Source organism: Arthrobacter sp. TB 26, assembly GCF_000427315.1.
GTDB lineage: Bacteria > Actinomycetota > Actinomycetes > Actinomycetales > Micrococcaceae > Arthrobacter.
This window is the reverse complement of record NZ_AUPJ01000319.1, coordinates 1-11,880: the sequence shown is the minus strand read 5'-3', so window position 1 is coordinate 11,880 and position 11,880 is coordinate 1. Positions and strand designations below refer to the sequence as shown.

The 11,880-nt window shown below is 62.8% G+C and carries 7 protein-coding genes; 3 read left to right on the top strand and 4 right to left on the bottom strand.

Going from position 1 to position 11,880, the window contains the following annotated elements:
• The coding region (locus K789_RS0112150) for a zinc-binding dehydrogenase (protein ID WP_024366989.1) at positions 1 to 1,035 on the bottom strand (1,035 nt) is incomplete at its 3' end.
• Between the two features lie 263 nt (positions 1,036 to 1,298).
• On the opposite strand from K789_RS0112150, the gene K789_RS0112145 reads away from it, so the two are divergent.
• The 3 genes from K789_RS0112145 to K789_RS0112135 all read left to right on the top strand — a co-directional run bounded on the left by K789_RS0112145 (position 1,299) and on the right by K789_RS0112135 (position 8,356).
• Complete coding sequence (locus tag K789_RS0112145) at positions 1,299 to 3,038, top strand: ABC transporter ATP-binding protein (protein ID WP_024366988.1); 1,740 nt, start codon at positions 1,299 to 1,301, stop codon at positions 3,036 to 3,038.
• The gene (locus tag K789_RS0112140; protein ID WP_024366987.1) at positions 3,035 to 5,065 is read left to right on the top strand and encodes an ABC transporter ATP-binding protein; all 2,031 of its coding nucleotides are present in this window, start codon (positions 3,035 to 3,037) and stop codon (positions 5,063 to 5,065) included. The genes K789_RS0112145 and K789_RS0112140 overlap by 4 nt, the downstream gene beginning before the upstream one ends.
• A gap of 264 nt (positions 5,066 to 5,329) precedes the next feature.
• Entirely contained in the window at positions 5,330 to 8,356 is a 3,027-nt protein-coding gene (locus tag K789_RS0112135) for an SIR2 family NAD-dependent protein deacylase (protein ID WP_024366986.1), read from the top strand.
• Positions 8,357 to 8,637: 281 nt separating this feature from the next.
• Here K789_RS0112135 and K789_RS0112130 read toward each other — a convergent pair whose 3' ends face one another.
• The 3 genes from K789_RS0112130 to K789_RS0112120 form a co-directional block, all read right to left on the bottom strand.
• On the bottom strand, positions 8,638 to 9,993 hold the full coding sequence (locus tag K789_RS0112130; protein WP_024366786.1) for a hypothetical protein: 1,356 nt from the start codon (positions 9,991 to 9,993) through the stop codon (positions 8,638 to 8,640).
• 172 nt (positions 9,994 to 10,165) lie between these two features.
• Positions 10,166 to 10,510, bottom strand: coding sequence for a helix-turn-helix domain-containing protein (locus K789_RS0112125; protein ID WP_024366785.1), 345 nt, complete (start codon positions 10,508 to 10,510; stop codon positions 10,166 to 10,168).
• On the bottom strand, positions 10,507 to 11,640 hold the full coding sequence (locus K789_RS0112120) for a tyrosine-type recombinase/integrase (protein ID WP_024366784.1): 1,134 nt from the start codon (positions 11,638 to 11,640) through the stop codon (positions 10,507 to 10,509). Before K789_RS0112120 ends, K789_RS0112125 begins: the two co-directional genes overlap by 4 nt.
• Positions 11,641 to 11,880: the final 240 nt, after the last annotated feature.

Below are 11,880 nucleotides of genomic sequence, written 5' to 3'. Positions count from 1 at the left end.
GACGGCGTCGCCGCCCTCCAGCAGCGTGTGGGCCCGGGCCGCCTCCAGCAATGGGATACGGCCGGCGATGACCGGGCGGATCCGCCCGGCCCCGAGCAACTCGTAGAGGGTGGCCCAGGCCCCCAGCAGCGGACGACGGTCGAACCGCCACACCCCGGTGCTGTAGGACCGGATCCTCGCCCCGCGCCCAGCCACGTTGTGGCGCACCGCCCGGAGCAGCAGGCGCAGGGTCGCGCCCGGGCTTCCGGGATTGGCGTACTCCACCAGCACACCCCCGGGACGAAGCACCGCCAGGGCCTGCTCCACCCACTCGCCGCCCACGCCGTCGAGCACCGCGTCCAACCCGTCGGGCTCGAGACGCCGTACGGCGTCCACGACGTCCGCACCCCGCGAGCCGAGGGGCACCACCCCGTGGTCGGTGAGCCAGGGCTGTTTCGCGGCGTCGGCGGCCCCGTACATCTTCAATCCCAGAAGCTGACCGAGCTGTACGATGGCCGTGCCGATCCCGCCCGCGGGCCCGGTGACCAAGACCACCTGCCCGTGCCGGATTCGGGCAACACGGGAGAGTGCCTGGTGGGCCACCAGGTAGTTCAGGGCCACGGTCACCACCTCACCCGCATCCAGGCTGGCGGGGATCCGCATCATCGGGTGCCGGCGCACGAAGACGTACTCTGCGTATCCGCCCGTCTCCGTCAGCACCACCACGCGATCCCCAGGTGCGACGGCGGTGACGCCTTTCCCCACCGCGTCCACCACACCGACCGCGGTGTAGCCGGGTGTGAATGGGAACCGCGGCGGATATGTCGACAGTCCTTGGCGCATCTGCACATCGACGGCACTCACGCCGCAGGCCTCGACCCGGACCCGCGTCTCACCCCTTCGGGGTTCCGGCAGCGTGCGCCGCACGACCTCCAGCACCTCCGGGCCGCCCGCCCGCACCGCGACCACGCAGCGGTACTCAGCGGGAACCGGCCGATGCGCTGCGGAGTGTGGCGGGATCGGGTGGATCCCGACAAATGCCCGTACAGCTGCCATGCGAACCTCCAGGAGCACGATTTGAGGAGTGAGAGGAAGGAACCAACTGCGTGGCTCCCCTCCACTGTCACAACTCCCGGAGGCGCAGACTAGGGCCGTTCGCCTCGCACACAGATTTCGGTGGAGGCAGGCTCCTGACGCACCTAGGCAAGGGCGGCCCGTCGGAACGCATCCGCCCTGAGAGGAACAGGGTCCGCACCCAGCATCCGGACGTAAACTGGCGTTCGAATCACCGTGCGTGAATTAGGGACCGTGGAGACCGGATGCTCTGGAAACTGCTCGTCGAATACCTGAGGCCGCAGCGGCGGCTGCTGCTCGCCGTCGTCGTCTTCCAGCTGGCGGCGTCCATCGCCTCGCTGTACCTGCCCACCCTGAACGCCGACATCATCGACCAGGGCGTGGCGCAGGGGGACACCGACTACATCATGCGCACTGGCGGCGAGATGCTCATGATCACGCTGCTGCAGATCGCCTGCACCATCGCCGCGGTCTACTTCGGCGCGAAGGCCGCGATGGCGCTGGGCCGGGACGTCCGCGGCGCGATCTTCACCCGGGTGGCGGAGTTCTCCGAGCAGGAAGTGACCCGGTTCGGCGCGCCGAGTCTGATCACCCGGTCCACGAACGACGTCCAGCAGGTCCAGCAGCTGGTGCTGATGTCCGCCACGCTGATGGTCACCGCGCCCATGCTGAGCATCGGCGGCGTCATCATGGCCGTGCGCCAGGACGTGCAGCTGTCCTGGCTGATCGCCGTCAGCGTGCCGGTGCTGCTCATCGCTGTGGGCCTGATTGTCACCCGGATGGTGCCGCTGTTCCGGCTGATGCAGACCCGGATCGACACGGTCAACCGGGTGCTGCGCGAACAGCTCACCGGCATCCGCGTGGTCCGTGCCTTCGTCCGCGAGGACATCGAGACCGCCCGCTTCGGCCGCGCCAACGAGGACGTCACGGACACCGCGCTGCGTGCCGGGCGGCTGATGGCGCTCGCGTTCCCCACGGTGATGCTGGTGCTCAACGTCTCGTCCGTGGCCGTGATCTGGTTCGGCGCGTACCGGATCGAGGACGGCTCCATGCAGGTGGGGACAATGATCGCGTTCCTGAGCTATCTCATGCAGATCCTGATGTCTGTCATGATGGCCACCTTCATGGCGATCATGATCCCGCGCGCGGCCGTCTCCGCGGACCGGATCGGCGCGGTGCTGGGCACCGAATCGAGCGTCCGGCCACCCGAGCACCCGGTCAGCCTCTCCGGCCGCGCCGCCCGCGGCGAACTGGAAATGCGCGACGTCGGATTCGCCTACCCGGGTGCCGAGGCGCCGGTCCTCTCGGACGTAAGCTTCACCGCCCGCGCCGGGCAGACGACGGCGATCATCGGCAGCACCGGCTCCGGCAAGACCACCCTCGTGAACCTGATGCCGCGGCTCTTCGACGCCACCTCCGGCTCGGTGCGGATCGCCGGCGTGGACGTGCGGGAGCTTCACCCGGACCTGCTCTGGGGGCACATCGGCCTGGTCCCGCAGAAGCCCTACCTGTTCTCCGGCACGGTCCGCAGCAACCTGCTCTACGGCAAACCCGACGCCAGCGAGGACGAACTCTGGCGGGCGCTGTCCATCGCGCAGGCGGAGGGCTTTGTCCGCGAAATGGAGGGCGGGCTGGACGCACCGATCTCGCAGGGCGGCACCAACGTCTCCGGCGGGCAGCGGCAGCGGATCGCGATTGCCCGGGCGCTGGTGAAACGGCCCGAGCTCTACATCTTTGACGACTCGTTCTCGTCGCTGGACACCGCCACGGATGCCCGGCTGCGGCAGGCGCTCAGGCAGCACACCGCCGGCGCGACGCTGGTGATCATCGCCCAGCGGGTGTCCAGCATCGTGGACGCGGACCAGATCCTAGTGCTCGACGACGGCAGGATCGTGGCGCACGGAACGCACGAGGAGCTGCTGGAGACCTCGGAGACGTACAACGAAATTGTGAATTCCCAGCTCGCGGCGGAGGAGGCGGCATGAGCAAGGTCGAGTCCCAGACGCCCGGAACCGGTGCTGGCGCCGGAGCTTCCGGCAGCGCTGGCGCCGGCGAGGAGGCCCCGCTGAGGATTCCCCGTCCGCGCGGCGGCCCCGGCCACGGCGGCCCGTTCGCCGGGATGAACATCCCGGCGGAGAAGGCGATGAACTTCTGGCCGTCGGCGAAGAGACTGCTGGGCGAACTCCGCCCCGAGCGGCTCTGGCTGACGCTGGTACTCCTCCTCGCCGTCATAAGCGTGACGTTCTCCGTGATTGGCCCGCGGCTGCTGGGCGAGGGCACCAACCTGATCTTCGCCGGCGTCGTGTCCAAACAGCTGCCTGCCGGGGTGAGCCAGTCCCAGCTGATCGCGCAGCTGCGGGCTGCGGGGGAGAACCAGAAGGCGGACATGCTCAGCGCCATGACGCTGACGCCCGGCACCGGGATCGACTTCGCCGCGCTGTCCTCCGTGCTCCTGTGGGCGCTGGCGCTGTACGTGCTGGCCTCGGCGTTTATGTGGATCCAGGCCCACATCCTCAACGGCGTGGTGCAGCGCACCGTGTACCGGCTGCGCGAGCGGATCGAGGCGAAGATCAATAAGCTGCCGCTGCGCTACTTCGACACCGTGCAGCGCGGCGAGCTGCTCAGCCGGGTCACCAACGACGTCGACAACATCTCCCAGAGCCTGCAGCAGTCCATCAGCCAGGCGGTGACCTCGGTGCTGACCGTGGTGGGGGTGCTGGTGATGATGGTCATCCTCTCGCCGACGCTGGCCATCATCGCCCTGGTGACCATTCCGCTGACCCTGGTGACCACCACGGTGATCGCCAAGCGCTCGCAGAAGCTGTTCGTGGCGCAGTGGAAAAACACGGGCGAACTGAACGGCCAGATCGAGGAGACCTACACCGGGCACGCGCTGGTGAAGGTGTTCGGCCGGCAGCGCGAGGTGGAGGAGACGTTCCGGCAGAAGAACGTGGAGCTGTACCAGGCCAGCTTCGGCGCCCAGTTCATTTCCGGGCTGATCATGCCGGCCATGACGTTCATCGGGAACCTGGTCTACGTGGGGATCGCCGTGGTGGGTGGGCTGCAGGTCGCTTCCGGGGCGATGCAGCTGGGCGACGTGCAGGCGTTCATCCAGTACTCGCGGCAGTTCACCCAGCCGCTGGCCCAGCTGGGCTCCATGGCGAACCTGCTGCAGTCCGGCGTGGCCTCCGCCGAGCGGGTGTTCGAGCTGCTGGACACCGAGGAGCAGTCGGCCGACCCGGTGCCGTCTCAGGCTCCCGACGGCGGGCGGGGGCGGCTGGTGTTCGAGGACGTGTCCTTTGCCTACTCGCCGGACAAGCCGCTGATTGCTGACTTGAGCCTGGTGGCCGAGCCGGGGCAGACCGTGGCGATCGTGGGCCCGACCGGGGCCGGGAAGACCACTCTGGTGAACCTGATGATGCGGTTCTACGAGCTCGACGCCGGGCGGATCACGCTGGACGGCGTGGACGTCGCCGCGATGTCCCGGCACGAGCTGCGCTCGCGGATGGGCATGGTGCTGCAGGATACGTGGCTGTTCGGCGGCACCATCCGGGACAACATCGCCTACGGCCGGCCGTCAGCGTCCGAGGCGGAGATCCTGGAGGCGGCGAAGGCGACGTACGTGGACCGGTTCGTGAAGTCCCTGCCGCAGGGCTACGACACCGTGCTGGACGACGAGGGCGCCAACGTCTCGGCGGGGGAGAAGCAGCTGCTGACCATTGCCCGCGCGTTCCTGGCCCGGCCTTCGGTGCTGATCCTGGACGAGGCGACTTCTTCAGTGGATACCCGCACCGAGGTGCTGGTGCAGAAGGCGATGAGCGCGCTGCGCTCGGACCGGACGTCGTTCGTCATTGCCCACCGCCTGTCCACCATCCGCGACGCCGACCTCATCCTGGTGATGGAGGCCGGCCAGATCGTGGAACAGGGGACGCATGCTTCACTGCTGGAAGCGGGCGGGGCGTATGCGGCGCTGTATGCGGCCCAGTTCGCGGCTCCGGTGGCGGAAGTTTAGGGACGCTGCTCCTGCCGCTGGAAGGGATCCATCCGTGGACGATCCATGGTGCGACGGGACGGTCGCCACAGGATTACATATCGGCCCTTATTGGCGGGGATGCGTCGCACTCGCTCATCCGCCTCCGACCCAATGTTTAGTGTGTGGATCGTATTGCAGGAAACTTCTGCGTAACCAGCAAACCATCATCGTCTTATTCTGGAACCGAGGTTAGGCTGTCTAGGCGGTCATTATGCCGTGTTGAAGTAGGGGGAATAGGCACAAATGTCTGAAATGGAATCGCTTGCTCTGGCTTTTTCCGAGGTCCAGGCCACGTTAATCGTCGGCACCGGTTTATCGATCTCTTGTTCTGAAAACGCCCAGACTGCAAGCTGGCTTGGCCTTCTTGAACAAAGCATTTACTGGGCCAAGGATAATGCCCCCGGAGTGACCGCAACCTGGATGGCTACAGTCAAGGGAAACCTACAGGCCGCGAAAGACGAGGGCGACACTTCTCTGTTGCTCGCTGCTGCTGGGCTGATCTCGAGCAAGATCGGCGCCCAAGGCGAACAGTCCGTGGCCAACTGGCTGAGCGCACTCGTGGGTAGCCTCAAGCCCCTTGACCCTTCGTGGCCCATGGCCCTCGATGCGCTTAAATGCCCGATTCTCACTACCAACTACGACACCCTGATAGAGCAGACTACCGGCCGGCCATCAGCTGACTGGACCGAGCCCGCCGAGCTACATAAGGTGATTAGCCGTCGTTCCCCTGCAGTCGGGCATCTGCACGGTGTGTGGAGCCGAGCAGATTCCGTAGTGCTAAGTGAATCGGACTACCAACGGGCTTTGAGTTCGGCTCCACTTCAGGCCTTGCAGCAAGCCGCGTCTTCCGTGAGGTCTCTGATCTACGTCGGAGTCGGGGATGGCCTGGCTGACCCTAATTTTTCCCGCCTCCTGCAATGGCACCGACAGACCTTCGTAACCTCAGCAGTCACCCATTTCAGGCTCTGTCGAGACTCTGAACTTCCCAGGCTCCGCCAAATTCATGCCGGAGATAACATCACACCCGTTAGTTACGGCGCCAACTATTCAGACCTTCCAGACTTCCTTGACCAGTTCAAGCCTCAAATTGGCGCTGCGGTCGTGGTGCAGAATCGTGTCGAACTGGCCCGCGACGTCTTAGCTTCGAGGGTTCGCAAGGGCACTATCCTGTGCGAAAATGCGGCAGACGTTGGCGAGAAAACAATCGATCAGCTGATCGCCCCCCCGGTACTCCAACCCCTGTCGTCCGAACAGGCGCGTGCTGCCCAGACTTCCGCTCTTGCAGAGAAGCGGCAGATAGAGCGATCTGACCCCCGCGAAGTGGCAAGCGGGCGCGGCGTAACAATCATCGCGGGTCATGGCGGCTCCGGCCGCACAACAGCTCTGTATTGGCTTTTGGAGGAAGCTGCAAGAAGTTCGGGTCGCATACCGTTATTGGTTGCATCGAAGGACTTGCACAAGGGCGGCCGCCCACTGATCACCGCGTTGAAGGAGCGGGCACGTGAAGTGGGACTGTCCGTTTCACGTAATGAGTCGTTTCCCGACCTGATTATCGGCATCGATGACCTATCTCCCTACACCACGACGATCTGTCAGCAAACCATAAAGGACATAAAGGGCCTCGATGAGTCCTCAATATTCATCACGTGCCAAGAGGGCTACGAAGCTGAGCTCTCCAAGCTGTTGCTCGACTACGGAATACCTTCCGAGATCCAGTACATCGGCGAACTCTGGCGTTCCGACATCCGGGGTCTGCTGGATCTTGTCTCGCCGGCTCGGTCCAAGACCATCGAAGACAACGTCGTCAGCATTCTTCAACAGCATCACCTGCCGCGTACACCTTTCACCATCTCGTTGCTCATCTCTGTCCTTCTTGGCGGAAAGATGGTCCCCGCGAATAGTTCGCATACGACGCTGCTTGATCTATATCTGAATCAGTTGATAGGTCGCGGCGACTTCGAAGAAGATTCACGGTGGGGGATGGACTCTGACCTTCGAGCTGCCGTGCTAGCCGACTTGGCGCAGTACTTTATTGAGGAAGAATCTGGATCAGTTCCAGAGGGAGAAGTGACGACACGGGTTGCCGCCTTTTTCTCGGCACGTGGAATTCCTGAGTCAGCCGGAGACTTGCTGGCTGAGCTTCGTGAACGCAAAGTGCTGCAACACGAAGGCGGCAACATATCGTTCTCGCACAGCAGTTACTTGTACGTATTTGCGGCCAAGGCGGCAACAAAAAACCGGGAACTCAGAGGACGGATGTTGGAGAACCCGCTCCTGTATGCCCCCATTTTGAAGCATTATCCGTCCCTGGAGCGTGCCGACAAGGATTTCCTTCTTGCATTGGAGGGCTTCTTTAGCCATTTGAACGAGGGCGTTCACTCCTCACAGTCCCTTCACGCAAGAGTCACGCAAATCGACGCGCCGGATGATCTGGAGGAACGGCTCCTTACCCTTGAACCTGAAGAGGAACCGTCAGACCTTCGGGAGATTGAGGCCCCCGAAGACGGCAGAGACGACCTTGAGATGTACCCTCGACGTGATGGCAAGGTGGCACTCCTGACACTTCCGAATGAGTTGCCAGACTTCCACAGATTTGCCATCGGTTTGGACGTCATTTCCACCGCGCTCCGCGATTCGGTGCTTATTGCTGATCCTGACATGAAAGCCCGGATCCTAGGATCGGTTTTGATTGGATGGGGGAAACTCGGTTCGGTCTTTGCAGATGATCCGGAATTAGTTGAAGCACTAAAGCGGACGCTGGACCAGATGACGAACACAATCGATGTCCCAGAAGAAAGAAGAGAGGCGTTCGTTCGAGTCCTGGCCGGCATCTCCCCAGTCCTTCTCATGTCCGGCGGCGTCTCAAGTTCGCTGAGTACGACTCGTCTCGTTGCGGCTTTGGAAGACGCCCTGGACAAAAACGACTTGGCGGCCGACATAGATGGGGCCATCGGGGCGGCCATACTCTTGCTGGATGTCCAACCGCCGGGTTGGGTCCGCCGATTGGAGCAAGTCGCAGAAAGACATAAAGAACTAAGAATAATGGCGGATTCGATCAAGCTAATCTGCATGTCGGCCTACATGAGTCGGATGGGTCGAGTAGACGATTCTCATCGCTTGTTACGCCTTATTTCCGATCTGGAAGCAAGCCGTATTCGATTTAAGAAGGACTCCATTCGGCACTCGTTCAGGACCGCCTACGAACAGCAAATAGAATCTACAATGAAAAATCTAAAATTCCGGGCGATTGATGATCCGAGTTTGCCCTAAAACTGAGTGACAAGGATTTCGCATATCAGTATGTAGTGGAACCGAAACCGCCAACTGAGCTCAGCCGGCAGCCCCAGCCCTCCGGCTGCACTTGCCAAGTACACACGGCCGCAAATAGGCCATGGACGCAGGGGGATGACATGCCAAATCGTCCCCAAACCTAACCGCTTCCGAGCCTCAACTGGATAAGCGGGTTATCGCTTTGGGGTTTATTCCTCGCTCCGTGGGCGAGCTGAGGGTCTCTATCGATGATGCTCGCCGTCATACCCTCTGGTGCTTTGTCACTGGGTTTTGTTCGCAGTTTGGTCGCGACTGCGCTCTTCGGCGAAGCGGGGGTTCTTGCCGACAACGTAGCTCGACATGGGTGCGCCGGCGGCTCCCGCGTGGCGGGACAGAGTCTGCTTGCTGTATCCGAGCATGCGGGCAAGTGACGTGGCGTCAATTTCTTTGACCAGGCTCTGCAGGGTGGTGTTGCGGATGCCTTGGATGTTGACGCCCATCCCGCGCAGCTTCAGGAGGTGGGTGTTGGGGGATCGGGGTGCTCCTGCGCGGACGCCCGGGAAGAGCCAGCGTGTATCGCGGTTGACTGTCTGTTGGCCGGCGCGGTCCTGGAGGTGGGCCCAGAACATGGGTGCCAGCAGCTCGGGAATAGGTGCCGGATACCGGCCGAGACTGAGGAACATGCCTTTGCCGGTCACTTCGACGTCGTCGATGGTGAGCATGGCGATCCTGCCGATGGGGATGCCATAGAGCAGGAAGATCAGCCCCGCGATGCGGATCGACAAGGCGACGTTGTCGGCCTCGATGAGCTTGCGGACAAGGTCCAGGCGTTCCTGCTGGCTGAGGACGGGCGTCGTCCTGGCCAGCCGCGCAGCGACCTGGATGTCCTTCCCCGGCGTTTCCCGCTTGAGGTATTGGATGAAGTTCCGGATATGTCGACGGGTTGAGGTGCCCTCGGAGAGGTATTCGTCGATATGTATCTGGCGGAAGGAAGCTGCTGTCCGGCGGTGCTCATCGAGGAGCCAGCGGAGGAACTTTCCGGCCTCTGTGATCTCCTGCTTGGCCGAGCGCACGGCATAGTTCATGTTCTTCGTCGCGGATGACTCCGCCCGAAGTCTCTTGAGGTGATGCCAGCGGGCGAAACGCTCGATGGGGGCGTGGATTTCCGGCGTCGAGGAGAGCTGGTCGAGGCGTTCTTCCAGCCACTGCTCGAACATGGCCAGCTGCCGGTCTTCCTGTGCGGGCAGGATCCGGTTATGAGTGAGGATCGCGCGGACGTGCTCGACCGCCGGCGTCTTGGGCAGTTCGTCGAAAGCCCGGTGGGAGAGCTCGATCTCCCTGTCACCGATCCGTTTGAGCAGCCCGGCGGACCGGCCACCGTTGCTGCGCAGCCAGGTGTAGATGCTCTCCGGCCGCGTGGCCCCGGTCAATACCTTGATAAGGCGTTTGAGCCGCAGGTCGGGTGGGTCATTCGGCCTCAGAAGCTCCGTCAGATCGTTGGCGAGAACGCAGGTGATGCAGTGACCCCCGCGGAAGCGCTCGGCCTCGCGGCCGCAGTTGTCACAGGTGAGGTCCGTCGTGATGCCGGCGCATTCGCGACAGATGTCGTCGCCCGCATCCGTTCGACCTGGCAGCATTCTGTCGGCACCGCAGAGCGGGCATTGACCGTATCGGTGGGTTGCGTTCGTGAAGCATATTCCGCAGATCCGTCCGTCTGGCCAGCGGACCCGGATCTTTCCGGTGGTTCTCCCGCAGCGGTCGCAACCCTCGCTCGTCCTGTTTGATCGGGGACGACCGCGCGGCTTGAACTCACTGCTCATCGGGACGGGTAATGCGGGCGCGGACCGGGCGGTAGGCCTCCATCAGGGGGACATCCGTGCCGTCGCCGACGGCGGTCCGACGGCGCTGGGTGCGGGTTTCCGTTCCTGTGTAGGTAAAGATTTCGTTGGCTTCGACCTTGAAGATGTCGCAAAGTGCTGCCAAGACCTGGAAGGCGATCCGGTCCGGGTTCTGTCCGACGAGTCGGTAGATCTGCGACTCGGAGAGCGTGATGCCACGCTCCCGAAGCGGAGCGACCAGATCGCGGCTGTTGCGCATCCCGGCGCGTGCCATCAGCTCCTTGACGCGGAACTGGTAGTCGATTTGACGGTTCATCGTGATGCCTTTCCGGAAGGCGTTGTGGGTTTGGTCAGCAGCTTGCTGTTGCTGGCCAGGAGGGTTGTGTTGAGCACGCGTTCCAGTTCGCGCGCGGCGAAGTCGGGGGAGGGAAGTGTGTAGATCGTGGTCGTCGCTGTGTGCTCGTGGCCAACCTGCATCGAGATGAACTTGGTGTCATAGCCGTACTCGGTCTGCATGTGCGTGACATAGGACCGTCGCAGGGAGTGAAGGTCGAGCCCCGGCGGAAAGCCGAGTTCGTCGAGGAATCCGCGCATCCGATCCCGGAGGTTCTTTTCCGGAACCAGGCCGCCGCGGCCAGTCGGGAAGAGATCGCTGACAGGCTGCCCGTAGCGGGGAAGACCGCGTTTGACCCAGTCATCAACCGCCTCGGCTGCCCAGTCCAGGAGGGTCAGCACGGACCGCTGTTTCTTGGGGGAGCCCTTCTGCGACTTCCCGAACCGGACGCGCAGAATGCCGTAGTCGCCGAAGTACGGAGCCTTGACATTGCGGGAGAAATCGACCAGGCCGAGGTGACGGAGTTCGTCGCGCCGAAGGCCCCAACCGTAGGCGGTCTTGAAGGCGACGGCGTCACGCCACGCGGCAAGAGCGCCCTTGCGTCCGGAGTTTATGATCCGTTCGACTTCCAGGTCGGCTAGGTCGAAGAAGGCCTGCAGCTCCTCGAGAGTAAAGGCACGCTTCTCCGGACCCATATCGGCATCCTGGACGTGCCTGGCTTTGTTGAACTCGGTGATCACCTGGGAAAAGGTTGTCCCGAAGAGGCGCCCGCAGTTCTCGTTCCACGGGTATTCAGGGTTGGTTGCATACTCGCAAAACAGTTTGATGTCCGTCTGGTAGGCCCGGACAGTGGACAAGGCCAGGTTCTCGACACCGCGAAGATGGTCGAACAGCTCGTCCGCGTCGACGGGGGCCCACTCCCACGGATACTTGCCCGAGAAGTCCGCCAGGCGCATAACAGATGCGACCCGGCGCCTGGTCGTTTGCATGGTGAAGTTTTGCGCCGAGTGCGATCGCTTCCACCCGGTGAGCACCTCGCTCAGGAACCCGTCACGATCCGGCTCTCGATTAGGCAGCGGGAGGAACGCGAGACCGCCGAACTTATCACCCAAGGAGCCTCCTATGTCGACTGCAATTTTTGCAGTCAAAATGCAAAAAATGCAACAATGAGACACAAAATGCCTGATCAGACCCGGATTTTGCGACACAGGAAACCACAACAGTTCGCCTCGCCCGAGGTGATCCTGCGCGTGGCGAATCGAGCGAATCGCCTGGTCAGGGCCGATCTCGGCTCCTGAGCGATCGTTATCAGAAGTGGATGTATTCGCAGAAAATGCGAATAGCCTCTTTAC

Bases quoted from the DNA above. Each gene is read 5' to 3' on its own strand.
- K789_RS0112135 (WP_024366986.1), top strand. From the start codon at position 5,330: ATGTCTGAAATGGAATCGCTTGCTCTGGCTTTTTCCGAGGTCCAGGCC.
- K789_RS0112140 (WP_024366987.1), top strand. From the start codon at position 3,035: ATGAGCAAGGTCGAGTCCCAGACGCCCGGAACCGGTGCTGGCGCCGGA.
- K789_RS0112145 (WP_024366988.1), top strand. From the start codon at position 1,299: ATGCTCTGGAAACTGCTCGTCGAATACCTGAGGCCGCAGCGGCGGCTG.
- K789_RS0112125 (WP_024366785.1), bottom strand. From the start codon at position 10,510: ATGAACCGTCAAATCGACTACCAGTTCCGCGTCAAGGAGCTGATGGCA.
- K789_RS0112130 (WP_024366786.1), bottom strand. From the start codon at position 9,993: ATGCTGCCAGGTCGAACGGATGCGGGCGACGACATCTGTCGCGAATGC.